The following is an 18,970-nucleotide window of genomic DNA, read 5'->3' on the forward strand; positions in this document are numbered from 1 at the left end:
CCCTCAAGAACGATCGAACGCCGTAAGGATCGGACACGGCCCGACTGAGCCGCTTCCGCACTCGCGCGCGAGTTCGCGAAGTGACGCGCGCGCTCGCTCAAGCTCCTCGATCCGGACGTCGAGAGCGGCGATTTGCGCTCGCGCCAGCTCCCGCGCCCGCGCACGATCGTCAGTGGCGTCGAGGGCCAGCAATTCGCTGATCTGCTCCAGCGTGAACCCGGCTGCCTGCGCCGATCGGATGAACCGTAGGCGGCGCACGTCATCAACCCCGTAACGCCGGATACCCCCGGCCAAGCCAGAGCCCCCGCGCCGATCCGGCGTGTCGAGCAAGCCTCGGCGCTGGTAGTAGCGCACGGTCTCAACACCGACGTCCCCCTCACGCGCGAGACCCGCAATTGTCAGCGATGACATGCCTTGACTCCGTACCATAGTACGGAACCTATATAGGCTCCGCGAACAGGACGGAGAAGTGAGATGGCGACAGCGGCGCCCAAGAAAGCGACGATCTACCGGATGGTGATGCCGGCACACACCTGCCCTTATGGCGTAAAGGCAAAGGACCTGCTGCGCCGCCAAGGTTACGAGGTCGAGGATCACTGGCTGCGCACTCGCGAGGAAACCGACGCGTTCAAGGCAGAGCACGGCGTGAAGACCACACCGCAGACCTTCATCGGGGGCGAGCGGGTAGGGGGCTATGACGATCTGCGTCGCTTCTTCGGCAAGGCGGTGCGAGATCCTAAGGCCGTCACCTATCGACCGGTGATCGCGGTGTTCGCCATGACGGCGCTGATGGCGCTCGCCGCCAGCTATGCCGTGCTCGGCACGCCGTTCACCGTTCGCACCGGCGAGTGGTTCATTGCCTTCTCGATGTGCGTACTCGCCATGCTCAAGCTCCAGAATGTGGAGAGCTTCTCGAGCATGTTCCTCAACTACGACCTGCTCGCCAAGCGCTGGGTGCCTTATTCCTATGTCTACCCCTACGCGGAAGGTGCGGCGGGCGTGCTCATGGCGGCGGGCGTGCTGACCTGGCTCTCGGTCCCGATCGCACTGGTCATCGGAACGATCGGCGCCGTGTCCGTCATCAAGGCGGTGTATGTCGACAAGCGCGAACTCAAGTGCGCCTGCGTCGGCGGGGACAGCAACGTACCTCTCGGCTTTCTTTCACTGACCGAGAACGTGATGATGGTCGCGATGGCGCTGTGGATGGTGGCAGCCCCGGCCGTTCTTTCGATGCCGTACTGAGCTTCCCGACGGCTGCCGCTCAAGGCAGCCGTCGGGAAACCTGCAATCCATCCCGCATCACTGCGGCGTGATCGCTATCACCTCAGCGTTCATGCCCTGTGCCTTTGCTGTGAAGCCGACCCGCTGCCCTGCCCGCAGGTTCTTGAGCAGCGCAGGCGGCGAGGCACGAAAGGTCATCGTCATTGCGGGCCAACCGATTGCGCCGATCGGGCCGTGCTTGATGGTCACGGTGCCACCGCGAGGGTCGAGAGCCGTGATCGTACCGACGCCTTTGCCGACCTTCGCGGCCGAAGCCGGGGGCGATGCTGGAGCGGCCATAGCGTTCGCAGTGAGGGGGGTGAGGAGCAGGACGAGACCGGCCCGAAGCGTAGACGGCATTTTCATGATGCACTCCTTTTAGCGCTGGTGAGACCTCGTTGCCGCAACAGCATGTAGGCGGCAGGCAAGATGAACATGGAGAGGAGGGGAGCAGTCAGCATTCCGCCGATCATTGGCGCCGCAATACGGCTCATGACTTCGGAGCCGGCACCGTGCCCGACGAGGACGGGAAGCAGGCCCGCGATGATGACCGCCACCGTCATCGCCTTGGGACGAACCCGCAACAGCGCCCCCTCCCGAATGGCTTCGACCACCTGTTCCCGAGAAGGCGTCGGCCCGCGCTCGGCGAGGGCGTGCTTCAGATAGATCAGCATCACGACGCCGAACTCTGCGGAAACACCCGCCAGGGCGATAAACCCCACTCCAGTCGCAACTGACTGCGCATAGCCGAGCAGCCAAAGGATCCAGATCCCGCCTGTCAGGGCGAAGGGCAGGGTGCCCATGACGAGCGCCGCTTCGTCGAGCCGTCCGAACGTCATATAGAGCAGCAGGAAGATGATCGCGAGCGTCGCCGGAACGACCAGCATCAGCCGGCTTTCGGCACGTTGGAGATACTCGAACTGCCCCGAATAGGCGATCGATACGCCGGGGCTGAGCCGCACCCCTTTCACCACGGCGCGCTGCAAATCGGCAACGGTGGAGGCCAGGTCACGGCCGCGGACGTCGACGTAGACCCATGTCGATGGTCGACCGTTCTCGGTCTTGAGCATCGGCGGCCCTTCGGCAACCGACACTGTAGCGACGGTGCCGAGCGTGATCTGCTGACCCGTGGCGGTGACGATGGGGAGGGTGCGCAGTCCCTCAAGGCCGTCGCGCAACTCGCGCGGGTAGCGGACGCTGATCGGATAGCGCGCCAGACCCTCGACGGTTTCCCCGATTGTTTCCCCGCCGATCGCACCTGAGACGATCTCCTGCACATCGGCGATGTTGAGGCCGTACCGGGCGGCGCTCGCGCGATCGATATCCACGTCGACATAGCGCCCCCCGGTCAATCGTTCCGCCAAGGCTGAACTGACGCCCGGGACGGTCTTGGCGATCCGCTCGACGTTGGCCGCAATCCGGTCCAGCTCGGCGAGATCGGCGCCCGACACCTTCACGCCGATCGGGCTTTTGATGCCGGTCGCGAGCATGTCGATCCGGTTGCGGATGGGCGGCACCCAGACGTTGGTGAGGCCGGGTACGCGTACCGTCCGGTCCAGCTCCTCTACGAGCTTCGCCGGGGTCATTCCTGCCCGCCATTGGCTACGTGGCTTGAACTGGATGGTCGTCTCGAACATCTCCAACGGCGCCGGGTCTGTCGCGGTCTCGGCGCGTCCGGCCTTTCCGAAGACGGTTGCGACCTCCGGCACCGTTTTGATGAGCCGGTCGGTTCTCTGCAGCAGCTCGGAAGCGCTCGCGGCTGAGAGGCCGGGCAACGCCGATGGCATATAAAGCAGGTCGCCTTCATCCATCGAGGGGATGAACTCGCCCCCGAGACGGGAAAGGGGCCACGCTGTCGTCGCCAGCACTGCGGCGGCAATCGCGATCGTCACCCAAGGGCGCGCCATCACCCGATCCAGGGCGGGGCGGTAAAGGCGGGTCAGGCCCCGATTGATGACGTTGTCTTGCTCGGCGGGAATGCGCCCCCGGATGAGCCAGCCCATCAACACCGGGACGAGCGTGACCGACAGGATGGCGGCCGCCGCCATCGCATAGCTCTTGGTGAAGGCGAGTGGGGCGAACAGCCGTCCCTCCTGTGCCTCTAAGGTGAAGACTGGCACGAACGAGAGCGTGATGATGACCAGGCTGAAGAACAGCGCAGGACCGACTTCCGCAGCCGCTTCGGTGATGACCCGCCACCGCTCCTCGCCGGCGAGCGTTCGGTCGGGGTTCTCATGCTCCCAATGCTCGATCCGCTTATGCGCGTTCTCGATCATGACAATGGCCGCATCCACCATCGCGCCGATCGCGATGGCGATGCCGCCCAGCGACATGATGTTGGCGTTGACCCCCTGAACCCGCATGACGAGCAACGCGGCGAGCACCCCCAGCGGCAAGGTCACGATCGCGACCAGGGCCGATCGCACGTGCCACAGGAACAGCCCGCAAACGAGGGCGACGACAACGAACTCCTCGACGAGCTTGCCGGACAGGTTCTCCACCGCGCGATCGATCAGTTGCGACCGGTCGTAGGTGGTGACGATCTGCACGCCGGGAGGGAGGCTCTGCCTCAACTCCGCGAGCTTCGTCCTGACCGCCTCGATCGTCTCGCGGGCGTTCTTGTCCTGACGCAAGACGACTACGCCTCCTGCGACCTCGCCCTCGCCATCGAGCTCGGCGATCCCGCGGCGCATCTCGGGGCCGACCTGGACCGTGGCGACGTCGCCCAACGTGACGGGCACGCCAGCTCCGGCAACCTTGAGGGGTATCGCGCGAAAATCGTCGGGCGTGCGGAGATAGCCCGATGCGCGGACCATATACTCGGCCCCACCCATCTCGAGCACCGAACCACCAGCTTCCTGGTTGGCGCGTCGTATGGCTTCTACCGTCTGCGCGTGAGTGATGCCGAGCGCGGCAAGCCGGGTCGGATCGAGAAGGACCTGATACTCCTTCACCATGCCCCCGATGCTCGCCACTTCAGCGACGCCGGGGAGCGTCTTCAGTTCGTAGCGCAGAAACCAGTCCTGCAGCGACCGGAGCTGAGACAGATCGTGACGGCCGCTGCGATCCACCAGCGCATATTCGTAGATCCAGCCAACCCCGGTAGCGTCCGGACCAAGCGCGGCTTGTGCCCCTTGTGGCAGCCGGCCTTGGACCTGGCTCAGATATTCGAGCACGCGGGAGCGCGCCCAATACAGGTCGGTGCCCTCGTCGAAGATCACATAGACGTAGCTGTCGCCGAAGAAGGAGTAGCCCCGCACGGTCTTGGTCCCAGGCACGGACAGCATGGTGGTCGTCAGCGGGTAGGTGACTTGGTTCTCGACGATCTGCGGCGCCTGACCCGGCCAGCTCGTCCGGATGATGACCTGTGTGTCCGACAGATCGGGCAAGGCGTCGACGGGCGTTGCCCGCATTGCGACGACACCGGCGATCGCGAGCGCGATGACAGCCAGCACGACAAGGAAGCGGTTGGCAACTGACCAACGGATGATCGCCGCGATCATCGGCTACCCTCCTGCACAATACGGCGAAGCGTCGGCCCTTCCGAGGGCTGATCGAAGCCGAACCGGACGCGGTCTCCCTTCTTGTAGCCGCGCAGCAGGGCGGGATCGGCAACGCGGAAGGTCATCGTCATCGCCGGCCACCCGATCGCCGGCACCGGCTGATGCGACAAAGTGATCGAGCTGGCGTCCATTGCCTCGACCTGACCGACCGTCTCGTAAACTTGACCGGCAGGAGCTGATTGCGGTTTCGGCCGCGCTGTTGCGTCACCGCCAATCGGCCGCGCCTCGAGACCTGCAAGGCTGGCCTCGGAATCGATCAGGAATTGACCCGACGCGACCACCTTCTCGCCTTCGGCGAGCCCGGCGAGGATTTCGGTTTTCCCGCCGCCCTCGGCGCCGGTTCGCACCTCGGCGGGTCGGAACCGCCCGCCGGAGTTGGCGAGCATGACGAGGGTTCTGCGACCTGTGCGGATCACGGCTTCGCTCGGCACCAGCAGCCTGTCGCGTGCTCCCTGGCCCAACCTCACGCTGGCGAACATGCCGGGCCGGAGCCTGCCCCCCTTGTTGGCAAGCTCGATGCGAACAGTGAGCGTTCGGGTTTCGGTCTGCGCCTGGGGGAGAATTGCGGCGATGCGGCCCGCGAAGGTTTCGCCTGGAAAAGCCACAAGCGTGGCGGCCACTGGCGTGCCGACCCGCACGCCGCCCATGGTCGCTTCCGGCACGGCCGCATTGAGCCAAACCGTCCCGAGCCCATTCACCTCGGCGAGAGTCTGCCCCATGGTCAAGGTCATCCCCTCCCGCACATTCAGCGTCTTGATGACCCCGCCGATCGGCGTGCGGATCGTCGTGCGCCCGCCCGACGCGCCGGTCATGCCGAGGAGCGCCATGCGCTGGCGCGCAGCGCGCGCCAGCGCAGCATCGCCCGTGCGACGGACGGCCTCGTATTCGGCACGGGCACCTGCCCACTCGGGGACAAGCAGATCCGCCAGAGGCGCCCCAGCGGGGACCACGTCACCGGGAGCACGCGCATAGACGCGCTGAACGAAGGCGGCGCTGCGCGACTGGATCACCGCCAGGTTGCGCTCATTGAAGTCGATGCTGCCGGTCACGGTTACGGCGTTGGTGAGCGTTCCGCGCTCGACAGGCACGATCCGAGCGCCAAGGCGCTGGACGCTGCCCGGGTCGATGGTCACGCCCGGCCCGACGTTCGCGCTGCCCCCCTCGTCGGCATAGCGGGGGATCAGCTTCATCCCCATCGACGACAGCCCCGGACCATCATGGTGCTCGGCCGGGATCATTGGATCGTACCAGTAGAGGATCTTGCGCTGATCGGTCTGGGTCTGCCCGGATGGCGCGCTGGCTGTATGTTCGAGCCGCGCGATGCCGAAGCCAATGCCGCCTGCCACAAGGGCGAGCGCAGCCGCGGCCGTTGCGAGGCGCGTGCGGCTGATCGTCGTGTCGCTCATCGATCCTCGCTCCCGAAAGCAATAGTGAGGCGGATGGCATCGGACGCGACCTCGGCTTCCCGATCGAGCACCGTCAGCTCGGCGTCCGCGAGCGATGCCTTGGCATCGACGACGTCGGTAAGGCTCGCCCGACCGGCCGAATAGCTGGCGGTCTCCAGCTCGGACCGTTCCCGCGCAAGCGGTAGAAGCACGCGTTGTGCCCGCTGCCACTGGCTATGATGCATCTGATGGTCCGCAAGAGCAGCTTCGAGGTCGGCCGCCAGCGTCCGTCGCGTTTCCTCGCGTTCCGCCTCGGCTTGCGCTCGGGCGGACTGACGCGCAGCGATGCGGGGATCTTGGCGCGAGCGCGCGAACAACGGCAGGCTCATTGTGACCCCGGCCGACATCATGTCCCCGTAGCGTGGGTCGCGGCGCTGATACGCCACTTCAAGGCCCCAGTCCGGACGCTTCTCGGCCCGCGCTGCATCCACGTCGGCTTCAGCCCGGCGGATGCCCGCATCGGCTGAAACGATGTCGGGATGCTGTTCAAGCGCCGCGCGCAGCCGTGCCGGCGCCAGATCGATGGCCGGCACGTCGCCAACCGTTTCCGGAGCCTGTACGCCGGTCCAGCGGGCCAGCATCGCGCGCGCGCGCGCAACCCCAGCCACCAGCTCGTCGCGCCGATCCTCCAAGCCGGCAATGGCTTGGTCGATGCCTAGACTCTGGGCTGGGCGCGCCGTCCCTGATGCCACGGCGGTTCGCGCGACCGCCGGCAGGGCACGGAGCGAATGAATGATGCCGTCGAGTGCGGTCAGCCGTCGCGCGGCATAGGCGAGATCAATCCACGCCTGACCCGCACCCAGCCGGATTTGGCGGACCTTGGTCGCCTGGGCAGCTTGCGCGGTCTCGACGGCTGCTCGCGCCTGCGCCTGTGCGGCGTGGCGCTTCGCGAGGTTGGGAAGGTCCTGCTGGAAGCCGACCCTCTTCATCGTCATGCTATCTCGCGAAAGCGAGAAGGCCGGTGGGCCCGAGACTGGATAATTCTCAACCCCGACCGACACACGCGGGTCTGGGAGGCTCCCGGCGGCACGAGCCTCGGCTTGGGCGGCGGTCACCCCCGCGCGCTCGGCGACCGCTCCGGGAGCATTAGCGGCCGCTTCACGTAAGGCTTGGTCATAGGTAAGTGTCTGTGCCTGCGCGGCGCTCGTCGATAGCGCGGCGGTAGCCAGCATCATGGATGCACGCATCGTTGCTCTTTCAATCGCGAATGGAAGATCCGAGACGGAGCACGGGAGCGCTCCGCCTCAGAACCGGATTGAGGGCGGGCTCAGCCGACCTTCTCATCCTTCATCGACATGCAGGCTTTGGGAGCGTGCTTCATCGTGGGGCATGCACACGCGGTTTCGGGTGCCGCGTCGGCAACCCATTCGCGTCGCTGACCCGGGGTTGAGCGTGGCCCGAACTGGGGTGCTGGGCGCCATTCCCAATGCCCCGTGACCCCCTGCGACGGCGTAGCAGCCGAAGCCGATGCCGACGATACAGCAACAACGGCGGACAAAGCCGCCACGAGTATCTTGTTCATAGCAAATTCCGTTCCGAGCTGAATATGTGACCGGGTTCTCGCCGCCCGGAGGCGGAAAGAGAGCGCTAGGTCGGGTTCGTCAGCTCAGACGGTGGGAGGCTCTGGCTCTGGCGGCACGTCCCGTCCGGTCAAGAACGTGACCGCCGCGGCATGGAGCGCGAGCGGGACAGTGGCAGGTGGCGTAACTAGCGGCAGCCGATCCTGCAACGTCATCGGGATGACACATCCCATCTGAGCGATACAGGCCAGCGTCAGCCCTTTGCAAGGCGCCTCATGCGACGCCTTCGGCATTTCCTGCGCCTCGGGGCAGCCTATGCCCGACGGCATGGTGTGGCTCGCTTCCATCATTGGCGCGAAGGCAGGGCCTCCGGCATACGCGGCCTGTTGGCCGAGAAAGCCAAAAAGCGCTCCTAAGAGGAGAAAGAGGGAGACGCGCCTCATCACAACCTTAGGAGCATCGGCCACGAACTTGGAGGTGTCAACGACTATCCGCCGTGGCGCGCGAAGACGCGCTTACCGCCGGGGCCGAATGCAACGACGTCATAGGGCTGCGCTTTCATGCCCGGCATCTTCATGCCCGGTGACCCCATCGGCATTCCGGCGACCGCAAGGCCGGTGACGCCCTTTGGATGCGTCGCCAGGGCGCGCTTCATGTCGGCGATCGGAACGTGACCCTCGAAGGCCATGCCGCCGATGATGGCCGTGTGGCACGATGCGAGGTCTGCAGGGACGCCCATCTTGCGCTGGAAAACATCGCGACGCGCATCATCGATGATCTGAACCTTCCGGCCGAACTGCTGGCGCACCTGCGCAGCCCACTTCTCGCAGCAACCGCACCCTGGGTCGCGGTGCATGGCAATATCGGCAGCGGATGCCATCGTCGGAGAGAGAACTGTTATGGCCATCAGGCCAGCCTTTTTAAGCATTAATCGACTTCCTCGTTAGCCAATTTACCGGCACAGCAGTTTATCTCAACAGCTCTGGGCACTATCGGACAGGAGAACAAGCCTGTGATTACTCCCAGTTGCTTGCAGATGCTCGCTTCGCCGGTCTGATTGGGCAATGACATTATAATACGCGGCTCCCGGGCGCATCCCTCACTGTTTCCCAATGTTTTTTGCTTGGTGCGGGAATAGGAAACCGATCCCAGTTGGGCGGAGTTGTCCCAGCGCTACCAGCGCTACCAGCCGAAAGGACTATCATGAAACTCCCTCGCTTCACATTGGCCGCAACCGCAGCCGCGATCGCGCTGACGGGCGGCGTCGCAATCGCCCAACAGGGCGGCAGCATGCACTCCATGCCCGGCATGGACATGAGCCACATGCAGAACATGACTCCTACCCGGCGTGAGATGATGGGCGTCATGCAAAAAATGAATCAGGGAATGATGCAGGGCATGATGGACCCTGATCCCGGCCGGGCCTGGATGAAGAGCATGGCTGCGCACCACCAGGGCGCCATCGATATGTCCGAGCTGATTCAGCATCATACCAAGGATCCGAAGGTGCTTGCTGAGGCACGAAAGACCGCAGCAGAGAACCGTAAATCCCTCGCCGAACTCAGGGCGAAGATGTAAATCTGCCGTTCCGACCATCGGTAATGGCAAGTGGGGAGCTGGTAGTTGTCCGGCTCCCCACATTCCAAGGAAGCGGAACGGCATCCCGCCCCCTAACAACGTTTAGATGAAGAGCAGATCCGTGCCCGCGTACGTAATCGCAGGATTGTTCACAAACGCGCCCCCTTCGACGCTGCTGAACATGAAATCGTCCTGCGACATATCAGCCGCGTAAACGCCCTCGATCAGGACCGATCCCTTGCCTGTGTCGGTGGACCAGGACACCAGTACACCGTTGCTTTGATCCTGGACGCTTACCTGGTTCGGCAAAATGTCTTCGAACGCAATGTGATCGAACGCTCCCGGGCCGGCATCGAAACCGCCGAAGATCATGTCGTTGCCACTGTCAGGGCGCACAACGAAAGCATCCGCTCCGTCGCCGCCATTCAATCTATCGTTGCCGGTCCCACCGTCGATCATGTCATGGCCGGCCCCCGCGTAGATCGTGTCGTTACCGGCTTCACCCATCAAGCCATCGGCCATGGCACCGCCATAAAGCTTGTCGGCGCCATCGCCCCCCTTGAGCATATCGCCACCATCGCCGCCATCGAGCACGTCTCGCCCTGCGCCGCCCTCCAGGTGATCCTCACCGGCACCGCCGAATAGCTTGTCGTCCCCGGCAAGGCCGAAAAAGACGTCGCGGTCACCCGTGGCTTGGAAGGTGTCGGCCCGCGCGGAGCCGTATTTCACATCGAAGTCGTCAAAGCTGTATGCTGCGCTCGGGTCCGTGGCGCCGGTTGCTGCGGGTGCCGAGACGTCGCCGCCTTCCTCTTTGGCGAAGCTGGTGGCCTGCAACCGGTCCGCACTCGCGTCCGCGGGTTGGAGAAGGTAGCGATCGTCGGTGAACATGAAGTCGTTCTGGGCCAGCTCGCTCTTGGCCACGCCGACCAGCAGCACCGAACTCGCACCCTCATTCCAGCTCACACGGGTTCCGAAGGCGGTTTCCTCGAAGCGCAACTCCTCAGGCGAGATGTCGCGCAGCGCGAGGTGGTCGAACATACCGGGACCAGGCTTGAAGTCATAGATGATGTCGTTGCCGCTATCACGGTCGACAACGAAGGCGTCGGCGCCGCGGCCGCCCATCAGGATGTCGTCACCCTTGCCGCCTTCGATATCCCCATGGCCATCGCCTTCGCTGAGGAGGTCGCGCTCGTCCCCACCTCTGAGCGTGTCGTCCATTGCACCCCCGAGCAGCACATCGCTCCCCGCCCCCCCATCGAGATAGTTCATGCCGTTCCCGCCAAGCAGGAAATCGGCACCACGACCGCCCCAAAAGGCGTCATCGATCACACCGCCGGTGAGCACGTCGCTGCCGCCCCGACCGAAGGATATGTTCATTTTGCCGCTTTGCCCAAGTTCCACGTCGGAACCAGCGTCTCCGATAGTGAGGTGGTAATCATCGATCACCCGATCAACGCGCGAACCACCACGATCCTGCTTCCAAGTCATCGTCTGTCTCCCGTATTGGTGCGCCCACATCTTTCAAAGAAGCGCGATTCACAGAATACCCCGAAGGTCTTACAGTTCCTCCGAGCGCTGCCAGACAGCAGGCATCGCAGACTATACCAATATAAGTTTCAAGCCTTAGCAGAGGTCCTTCGCGGCGGCTGAATACAAGTGGTCACGCCCGCCCGCCTAGTCTTTACGGCGGGTCGTAATCTCTTCCATCTAGCGCGCGAGAAGGTCCCTATCCCTCACGTTCGCGCTCAAAACCTTATACGCGGCCCGAGGGTCCAACCCTCATCGGCCATGCAAAATTCACGGGAAAGGGGAGGGCGCACGCCCATCAACCCTGGCCGCTTGCCAGCGGAGAGCGGCGCCCGTCCTATCCCGGACGGCCGCCGCCCCAGCCTCACGCGACAGCGTTGGTTGCCCCGGAGCGGACCCGTTCAGCGCATCGGCTGAAGGCTATTGATGCCGGTGCTTTCGTCCGTTTCAGGTGGCGGAGGAGCAACGCCCTTGTCGCGATAGGACGGCAGGTCCGGCGCACCGTCAGGCGTTGGTTGCGCCTCGAGTTTGGCGATCATTCGCTTCATCTGCGTGATCTCGCGCACCTGAGCGTCGATGATGCCATCAGCAAGTTTGCGGACCTCGGGGTCCTTGATGTGTGCCCGCTCGCTGGTCAGGATCGCGATCGAATGGTGCGGGATCATCGCCTTCATGTAAGAAACGTCGTCAACCGTTTCCTGGCTGCGGACCAGCCAGAGCGCTGCGGCGAACACCACGACGCTTCCACCCAGGATGAAGGCGTTGGTTCGCTTGTTTCTGTACATCGACCACATGAAGCCGACCATGATGAGCGCCATCGTCGAGCCCATGACGAACGCCATCCAGAACCGCGTTTGGCTAAATTCGATGTGACCGAGCGCATAGACGTTGACGTACATGAGGCCGAACATCACGACCGTGGAGGTCGCGATCATCGCTGCGAACCGGCCATAGCCCATGCCCATGTTCATTTTATCGTCGTTGTGATCCATCACGCATTCCCTTGCTGAAGACGGGTTTGCCCCCCGGCGTTACGACGCGACCGCTTCGGCCAACGCATGTAGAGAAGCACGGCGCCGCCAAGCCAAAGGGCGAGGCCACCGAGCGCGAACCCTAGGAGCCACGGCGTGTTGAAGTCCTCGTGGTTCTTCCAATCCATGATATGGAGGCCCCAGAAGAAGTCGTAGAGCCGCCACGTGCCGGTCCTCACCGCCACAATCCGGCCAGTGTCGGCCGTGACGAAGACACGGGTGGAATCCGGATCCGTGAACGTCACCCGCCAGGCGGGAAGCGGGCCGCGATACTCGGCGCTGGCGCGCTTGATCAGCTCCACCGTCGCCCTCGGTCTGCCTTCGCCGCGCCAAGCTGTCCTTGCGACAGCCTGGACCTGGGCTGCGGTCGGGGCGGGTAACAGTATCCCCGTCCTCGCATCGAATAGCCGCGCCCCTTCAGCCGTCGCCACCTCGGCCACTGGGCGGCCAAGCCACATGCGGTAGGTCACGGAGTTGATCGGCGTTCCACTCGCCGCGATGATCGCTGAGGGCGACGCGAGCACGACGCCGCCAGGCAGGGACGCGACGGCCTTGCGGTCCACCAGGTGATCTCCATGCACACGATCGATGGGCAAGAAGCTCATCAACGCGCCACTCATGAACCATAAGAGGAGCTGCGCACCGACGATGATCGCGAGCCACTTGTGAGTGCGGCTCGCAAGAAGGTGCAGCCGAAGTTTGGTGCTTCTCAGGGTCGGCTCTCCATCCGTGCCGGGCTCATTTCATGCCCGGCATATCCTTCATCATCTCGTCGTGGTCGGCAGGTGCGCTCGCGACCAGCGACTTGTACTGTTCAGGCGTCATCCCCGGGAGCTTGCGCACGAACGCTACCATGTCCCAGATCAGCGGATCAGAATGGGTTTTCCCCCAAGCGGGCATAGCGCTGAGCTTTACCCCGTGCTTGATCGTCCAAAAGGCCTCCGCCGGATCGTGCGTATGCTCGGCTTTGGCCAGCTCGGGCGCGCGCGGGTAAAGACCCTGGCTCATCTCGCTTTGCTCAACGCCTGGACCGAGGTGACAGCCAGAGCACATCTCACCGTAAAGTCCGGCGCCGATCCGGACGCGCTCGGGGGCGTCAAGATCGGGTGGGGGCTTGATGCCACGCGCACGCACAGTGATCGAGCGATCCCGCAGCGTCTCGAGCAGTGCAAAGACCGGTCGCGTGTGCGGCTGATCCGCCGCAACATCATAGACGCCGAGGTAGATGAACACTGCCGCGCCTATGGCTACCAGCGTTGTCAGCACGGCGACAAAGGACAAGCTCGGCAGGTGCCGTCGCAGCATGCCAGACCTCTCCCTTTCCATGCCTTTCCCCTTTTATCGGTTAGCTAGAGGCTAATCTTGCAGCGTAAGAGCGACCTCAGAACCACATGCGGACGCCGGCAACGATGCTTTTGGACGTGGCCTTGTCGCCCTCCGCCCGAGCATAGCGGGCGGTGTCGCCAAACCGACGATCCCACGACACGCCGATATAGGGCGCGAACTCACGTCTGATCTCGTAGCGAAGCCGCAATCCCAATTCGGCATTGCTGAGGCCTGATCCGATACGATTCTCTGGCACATCCTGAGCGGCGAAGTTCAGCTCGGCACGCGGTTGCAGGACCAATCGCTGGGTAACGCGTTGATCGTAATATCCCTCTAGCCGGCCTAGCACGTCGCCCTTGTTGGACAGGAACAGCGCCCCTTCGAGTTCAAAAAACCCGGGTGCCAGCCCCTCCACTCCGACAGTGGCGTAAGTGCGCTTCGGCGATGGTCCTAAATCCTGCCGGACACCTGCCTGTAAGTTGAAATAAGGGCCGATCGCCCGGCTATAGAGCGCTTGTACCTCTGCACTTTCGATGCCCTCGCGAAAGGCACCTTCGCCCTCGGACTTGACGAACAGGCGGTTGATGTCCCCACCGAACCACGCTTCTCCATCCCAACGATAGCCATCGCGGCCGTTGCGGAACTGGTACTCTGCAAGGTTCAACAGCACCTGGTTGAAGTTTTGGCCGCCGTGATGCTGCTGAAGATGATGACGGCCCATCGCCATCGCGTCGGAGCCATACACATTGTCAGCGGCATGGTCCGTCGGGAGCGGGGGAGGCGGTGCATTTCCCGCGGGGAGCGCAGTGCCTGTCTGCTGCATACCCTCCATCGCCATACCCGGCATCCCGGGCATTCCCTGCATCTGGCCGCTGCCCTGGTCAGCCGGCATCGTCATGCCCGGCATCGTGGAATGATCCATGCCTTGCATCGGCTGCTGCGCGCCCTGGGAAGGCGTCTTATCGCTTCCGGGCATCTGCATCCCCGGCATCGATTGCATGTCATGCTGAGAGCCTTGCGGGGCAGCTTGGCCCATGCCGGGCATGGTCGAATGATCCATGCCCGACATGGCTCCGTGATCCATGCCCTTCATACCTGCCATCGGAGCAGCGGTCCGCTTTCCGGGCGCCGTCTTCCGTCTGGTCGCGACCTTAGCCTTGCCCTTCGTCGCGGCCTTTGCCGCCGGTTTCTTCTTGGCCGGCATAGGCATCGTCATGCCCGGCATGTTCATACCTTGCATCGACTGAGCCGCGGCGGGAGCGGCGATGCCAAGCACGGACGTGGCGGCGAGCGCCGAAATCAGCCGATTCATGCGGCCGCTCCTTCAAGCGGCCGAACGGTCACAACACGCATCATGCCCGCGGTCATGTGATAGAGATTGTGGCAGTGGAACGCCCAATCCCCCGGTGCGTCGGCGGTGAGGTCAAAGGTCATCTTGCCTCCGGGCGGCACGTTGACGGTGTGCTTGCGCGGTGCGTGGTCGCCGTGGCCCGTCACCAGCTCGAAGAAGTGGCCGTGGAGATGGATCGGGTGCGGCATCATCGTGTCGTTCACCAACGTGACCCGCACACGCTCGCCGTTGCGAAACGGAATGGGATCGGCCGGATCGCTGAGCTTCTGGCCGTCAAACCCCCACATGTAGCGTTCCATGTTGCCGGTCAGGTGTATCTCCAATTGACGCGTTGGGGCACGCACGTCCGGGTTGGGCTGCAGTGCCATAAGGTCGCGGTAGGTGAGGACACGATGATCCAGGTCTTCCAAACCCTGAGGCGGTTCGCCGCTGCGATCCTTGGGCATGGGAGAGATGGTCTGGACGCCCGGTCCCATCTTGACCCCCGGGGCATTCTTCGGGTCACGCATGTCCATGCTCATGCTGCCGCCTGAGCCATGATCCATGCCAGCCATGCCGCCGGCTTGGCCAGAGCCGCCCTGCATGGCGCCGTGGTCCATGCCGGCCATAGAGGCACCGCCTGCCGCCATCTGGCTGTGATCCATTCCGGCCATGCCGGACATGCCCATCTGCCCGTGATCCATGCCAGCCATGCCGGACATGCCCATCTGACTATGGTCCATGCCGGCCATGCCTGCCGCCGCTGCCCCTACCGCGACAGTTCCGTGATCGGTCGGTGCCTTCCAGCCAGTGAGCTTCCACAAATTGCGCGAGGCATTCTGCACCAAAGTGGGATCCAGCCCGCGCTCCTTGACCGGGCTCTCGTCCGACATGCCGGACATGCCCTGCATGCCCCCCATGCCGCTCATGTCCATGCCCATATCGGTCATGGTCAGCAGCTTGCGCGGGCGAAGCGGTGGAACCGGAGCGACCATCCCTTCGCGCGGAGCGAGCGTCGCCCGGCCCATGCCCGAGCGGTCGATCGCCTCGGAAACAAAGCTGTAGGCCCGGTCCTCGGGGGTCACGATCACGTCAAACGTCTCGGCAACCCCGACCTGAAACTCGTCAACCTTGACCGGGCGCACATTCTGCCCATCCGCCTGCACGACCGTCATCGGCAGGTCGGGAATCCGGACGTTGAAGTTGGTCTGGGCTGCAGCATTGATGATCCGCAAGCGAACGCGCTCGCCCGCCTTGAACAACCCGGTCCAATTGTCATACGGGCCATAGCCGTTAACCAGAAAGGTGTAGGTCGAGCCGGTCACGTCGGCGATGTCGGCGGGGTCCATCCGCATCTTACCCCACTCGATACGATCCTTCAGCTTCATCTCCCGGCCTGCAAGCAGACCGGCAAGCGTCGGGCGCTGATAATTGAAATAAGCGCCGCCCATCTGCTTCAGCTTGCGAAAGATTTCCGCGCCGGTCATCTGGCTGTGGTCGGACAGTACGATCACGTGCTCGCGGTCGAACGCGATCGGATCGGCACCTGCCGGGTCGATCACGATCGGGCCGTAAAGGCCGTCTTGCTCCTGCTCACCCGAGTGACTGTGATACCAATAGGTGCCCGACTGGACGATCGGGAACTCGTAAACGAAGGTCGAGCGCGCCTTGATGCCGGGGAAGCTGATGCCGGGAACCCCGTCCATCGGGAACGGCACGAGCAGCCCGTGCCAGTGAATGGAGCTGTCCTCGTCGAGATTGTTGGTAACGGAAAGGCGAACCTTCTGCCCCTCCTTCAACCGGATGAGAGGGGCCGGCACAGTGCCGTTGACGCCAATGGCGGGCGTCGATTTGCCGTCGACAGGAAGTTTGAAACTGTCGATCGTCAGCGCAATGTCGGTGCCGCTGACGGTCGGGAGAGGTTTTACGATCCCGCCCGACACGGGCTGAGCCCAAGCGGGCATATAGGCGCTTAGCGCCATGCCGCCGCCCACCAGGGCGGCGCCGCGCAGCACTTGGCGACGATCGATATTGCGGCTCATGCAGTCCTCAAGGCTCCCGAAGAGAATGTCTCTCTAGCCTTGATACGCGCCGCAGCGCGCCGCCCCTCATCACTTTCGATCGAGGAGCGGCAGTGCTCGCTACCGTCTCCCTGTCATCGCCTAGCGAAAGGCTCGGGCGGCTTAGTAGCCGTAGCGGCCGGCATAATCCCGGTCGTGGTCATAGCCGTGCTCCCTCCTGAGATCGCGGTGCTCGTCGCGGTGCTCATGGCGTAGGTCACGATGAAGCTGACGATGTTCGCGGCGCGTCAGCCCGTAGGCGTGCGCCTCGGCATGCTCATCCTGGAGGGCATCGTGGTCGTCGTGATGCTCGTCGCGCAGTTGCTGGTGCTGCCCGGCGTGTCGCCAGTCGCGTTGATACCGCCAATCTTGATCGTAGGCCATTGCGGGAACGGCAATGCCAACGGTTAGTCCTAGTCCCAGCGCAGCCTTGCTGAACAAATTCATGACACCTCTCCTCACGATGAAGAGACTTGGGCCGTCGCTCTTGAACCGCCATTGAAGTCGATCGTAACGGTCTGTTCATGCCGGGGCGGAACGACCGCTCGCGGCAAGCCTGTCCGCCAGGGTACGCCGCGCCCGATAGAGGCGGGTCTCTACCGCCTTTTCGCTGATCCCTAGGACATCTGCCGTCTGGGCCTGGCTAAGTCCTTCGATCGTACGAAGCACCAGCGGTTCCTTCAGGTTCGCCGGCAAGGCGGAAATAGCGCGCGTAACTCGGTCCAGCTCCTGTCGATCGCTGGCAGCATCGTCGATCCCCACCTGATCATCCGCGACCGCCTCGGCCTCTGGGCCGATCGGGGTAGCGAACGTCAGGAAGCGCCGCACGGTCCTCTTGCGCCCCCAATCACGACATTTGTTGATCGCGATCGCCGACAGCCAGGCACGCATCGAACGATCGCCGTCGTAGCGGGATAGAGCGTGATGAGCTGCGACGAACGTCTCCTGCAGCAAATCCAGCGCCTCGTCGGCCTCGCCGACGCATGCGCGCACGACGCGGAAGACCGACTGCCGATGGCGGCGCATGATTTCGGCGTAGGCGGCTTGCCTGCCCGCAATGCTGAGTGTCGCCAGCTCCGCGTCCGATAGCGTGGTCCAGTCGAGGCTCATCGATCCGGCGCGGCTCAGCGCTGATCGTCGGTGAGCGCCTTCACCACGGCCTGGTCGAACTGGGCAGTCTGATTGGGTCTCAGAAGCTGCCGCATCGCGAAAATGTGCGCAAGCGTCGCCTTCTGAAGCTCACCCATGACCGCGTGGCTACGGTCGACCGCCGCAGCAACTCGCGGTCCATTCCCGTGTTCGGTTTCGATCGCTTCGGCAAGCCTGGCGTTGTCCGCCCTCAATTCCAACTCGAATGCGCGCCGTTGAACGGCGAAACGCTGCTCCAAAACCGCCAGGCGCGCTTCCTGATTAGCATCCAGCGCCAGCTTGTGATGCAGCACGTCGTGCAGCTCCGATCCCGGCTGCGCACGCGCCGGGATTAGCGCTCGCCCTACGAACACGCCAATGATTGCCGCGATGAAGCACGCGAGGACCCCAAGCAGGAAGCGGGTGCGCCCGCTCATGGCTCGCCAACGAGCAGCGTAGAAGGGGCAAGGGGCGATACCGGTCCTAGGGGGGATAGCGACGCCGCACTGGCCTCCTTCGCCGGTACGCCGGCGCCGAATATGCCCATCACGAGCGCCGCCGTGATCGCCATTGCGCCAATGCCCATCCCGGCGCGCGCAGCCGGGCGTACGGCGATGCGCGCGAGCACGCGGTCTTCAATCCCATCAAGGCTCGCAGGCGTGGGTGCCTGCGCCAGCCTCATCAATACTGCGTCGAGGTCCATGTCGTTCACTCCACCCCTCTAGCATAGATTACGCAGGCGATGCCCCTATCCCTCAAATCGGACCGTGAGGGGTCCGCGAGCGGCACGCGTAATGAATGACAGGAACCCTCAGTTGAAAGGCCCCACATGCGTCGCGTATCTGTTCTCACTGCTGCTGCCGCTCTCGTCATGGTTGCCGGCACGGCGAATGCGCATCCCAAGCTCGTCTCAGCATCGCCGGCCGCGAACGCGACGGTTGCGAAACCCGCTCGTCTCCAACTTCATTTCAGTGAGAAGCTTGTTCCCGCCTTCTCCAAGGCCGATCTGATCATGGCCGCAATGCCCGGCATGCCGGAGATGAAGATCGCCAGCACCGCGGCGCTTGCCTCGGATGGCAAAACCCTCGTCGTCACGCCGAAGGCGCCACTCCATCCCGGCCGCTACAATGTCGCTTGGCATGTCGTCTCGACCGACACGCACAAGGTCGCTGGGACCTACGCCTTCGCGGTGAAGTAAGACG

Annotated in this window: 19 protein-coding genes; 3 read left to right on the forward strand and 16 right to left on the reverse strand. The window is 63.8% G+C overall.

What is annotated here, in order from left to right:
- Positions 1–3: 3 nt before the first annotated feature.
- Entirely contained in the window at positions 4–411 is a 408-nt protein-coding gene (locus DVW87_RS16870) for a MerR family DNA-binding protein (protein ID WP_114688971.1), read from the reverse strand.
- A 63-nt stretch (positions 412–474) separates the two neighbouring features.
- Here DVW87_RS16870 and DVW87_RS16875 point away from each other — a divergent pair, with 63 nt between their 5' ends.
- Complete coding sequence (locus DVW87_RS16875; protein WP_114688972.1) at positions 475–1,242, forward strand: MauE/DoxX family redox-associated membrane protein; 768 nt, start codon at positions 475–477, stop codon at positions 1,240–1,242.
- A 57-nt stretch (positions 1,243–1,299) separates the two neighbouring features.
- Here DVW87_RS16875 and DVW87_RS16880 read toward each other — a convergent pair whose 3' ends face one another.
- From DVW87_RS16880 to DVW87_RS16905, 5 genes are all read right to left on the reverse strand, one after another.
- Positions 1,300–1,626, reverse strand: coding sequence for a copper-binding protein (locus DVW87_RS16880; protein WP_114688973.1), 327 nt, complete (start codon positions 1,624–1,626; stop codon positions 1,300–1,302).
- Positions 1,623–4,763, reverse strand: a complete 3,141-nt coding sequence (locus tag DVW87_RS16885) for an efflux RND transporter permease subunit (RefSeq protein ID WP_114688974.1) — start codon at positions 4,761–4,763, stop codon at positions 1,623–1,625. The genes DVW87_RS16880 and DVW87_RS16885 overlap by 4 nt, the downstream gene beginning before the upstream one ends.
- The gene (locus DVW87_RS16890; RefSeq protein ID WP_114688975.1) at positions 4,760–6,229 is read right to left on the reverse strand and encodes an efflux RND transporter periplasmic adaptor subunit; all 1,470 of its coding nucleotides are present in this window, start codon (positions 6,227–6,229) and stop codon (positions 4,760–4,762) included. The genes DVW87_RS16885 and DVW87_RS16890 overlap by 4 nt, the downstream gene beginning before the upstream one ends.
- Positions 6,226–7,203 carry a TolC family protein gene (locus DVW87_RS16895; protein ID WP_476712797.1) on the reverse strand — a complete coding sequence of 326 codons (978 nt, stop codon included), beginning with the start codon at positions 7,201–7,203 and terminating at the stop codon, positions 6,226–6,228. Before DVW87_RS16895 ends, DVW87_RS16890 begins: the two co-directional genes overlap by 4 nt.
- A gap of 1,072 nt (positions 7,204–8,275) precedes the next feature.
- Positions 8,276–8,716, reverse strand: a complete 441-nt coding sequence (locus DVW87_RS16905; protein ID WP_114688978.1) for a DUF411 domain-containing protein — start codon at positions 8,714–8,716, stop codon at positions 8,276–8,278.
- A 275-nt stretch (positions 8,717–8,991) separates the two neighbouring features.
- On the opposite strand from DVW87_RS16905, the gene DVW87_RS16910 reads away from it, so the two are divergent.
- Positions 8,992–9,366, forward strand: a complete 375-nt coding sequence (locus tag DVW87_RS16910) for a DUF305 domain-containing protein (protein WP_114688979.1) — start codon at positions 8,992–8,994, stop codon at positions 9,364–9,366.
- Positions 9,367–9,468: 102 nt separating this feature from the next.
- Here the strand turns inward: DVW87_RS16910 and DVW87_RS16915 are convergent, their stop codons facing one another.
- From DVW87_RS16915 to DVW87_RS16960, 10 genes are all read right to left on the reverse strand, one after another.
- Complete coding sequence (locus DVW87_RS16915) at positions 9,469–10,854, reverse strand: calcium-binding protein (RefSeq protein WP_181814887.1); 1,386 nt, start codon at positions 10,852–10,854, stop codon at positions 9,469–9,471.
- A gap of 440 nt (positions 10,855–11,294) precedes the next feature.
- Entirely contained in the window at positions 11,295–11,885 is a 591-nt protein-coding gene (locus DVW87_RS16920; protein WP_220149845.1) for a DUF305 domain-containing protein, read from the reverse strand.
- Positions 11,885–12,637 (reverse strand): PepSY domain-containing protein, encoded by a 753-nt coding sequence (locus DVW87_RS16925; RefSeq protein ID WP_114688981.1) that lies wholly within the window; start codon positions 12,635–12,637, stop codon positions 11,885–11,887. Before DVW87_RS16925 ends, DVW87_RS16920 begins: the two co-directional genes overlap by 1 nt.
- A gap of 25 nt (positions 12,638–12,662) precedes the next feature.
- Complete coding sequence (locus DVW87_RS16930) at positions 12,663–13,229, reverse strand: c-type cytochrome (protein WP_239017979.1); 567 nt, start codon at positions 13,227–13,229, stop codon at positions 12,663–12,665.
- A gap of 76 nt (positions 13,230–13,305) precedes the next feature.
- On the reverse strand, positions 13,306–14,562 hold the full coding sequence (locus DVW87_RS16935; RefSeq protein ID WP_114688983.1) for a copper resistance protein B: 1,257 nt from the start codon (positions 14,560–14,562) through the stop codon (positions 13,306–13,308).
- Positions 14,559–16,622 (reverse strand): copper resistance system multicopper oxidase, encoded by a 2,064-nt coding sequence (locus tag DVW87_RS16940; RefSeq protein ID WP_114688984.1) that lies wholly within the window; start codon positions 16,620–16,622, stop codon positions 14,559–14,561. The genes DVW87_RS16935 and DVW87_RS16940 overlap by 4 nt, the downstream gene beginning before the upstream one ends.
- Before the next feature lie 141 nt (positions 16,623–16,763).
- Entirely contained in the window at positions 16,764–17,087 is a 324-nt protein-coding gene (locus DVW87_RS17875) for a sulfite exporter TauE/SafE family protein (protein ID WP_147276298.1), read from the reverse strand.
- A 75-nt stretch (positions 17,088–17,162) separates the two neighbouring features.
- Entirely contained in the window at positions 17,163–17,750 is a 588-nt protein-coding gene (locus DVW87_RS16950) for an RNA polymerase sigma factor (RefSeq protein ID WP_114688986.1), read from the reverse strand.
- Between the two features lie 14 nt (positions 17,751–17,764).
- Complete coding sequence (locus DVW87_RS16955) at positions 17,765–18,205, reverse strand: periplasmic heavy metal sensor (protein WP_114688987.1); 441 nt, start codon at positions 18,203–18,205, stop codon at positions 17,765–17,767.
- Positions 18,202–18,471 carry a hypothetical protein gene (locus DVW87_RS16960; RefSeq protein ID WP_114689003.1) on the reverse strand — a complete coding sequence of 90 codons (270 nt, stop codon included), beginning with the start codon at positions 18,469–18,471 and terminating at the stop codon, positions 18,202–18,204. The genes DVW87_RS16955 and DVW87_RS16960 overlap by 4 nt, the downstream gene beginning before the upstream one ends.
- Before the next feature lie 126 nt (positions 18,472–18,597).
- Here DVW87_RS16960 and copC point away from each other — a divergent pair, with 126 nt between their 5' ends.
- Positions 18,598–18,966, forward strand: coding sequence for a copper homeostasis periplasmic binding protein CopC (gene copC / locus DVW87_RS16965; RefSeq protein WP_114688988.1), 369 nt, complete (start codon positions 18,598–18,600; stop codon positions 18,964–18,966).
- Positions 18,967–18,970 lie beyond the last annotated feature (4 nt).

The organism is Sphingomonas aracearum (genome assembly GCF_003345355.1).
GTDB lineage: Bacteria > Pseudomonadota > Alphaproteobacteria > Sphingomonadales > Sphingomonadaceae > Sphingomonas > Sphingomonas aracearum.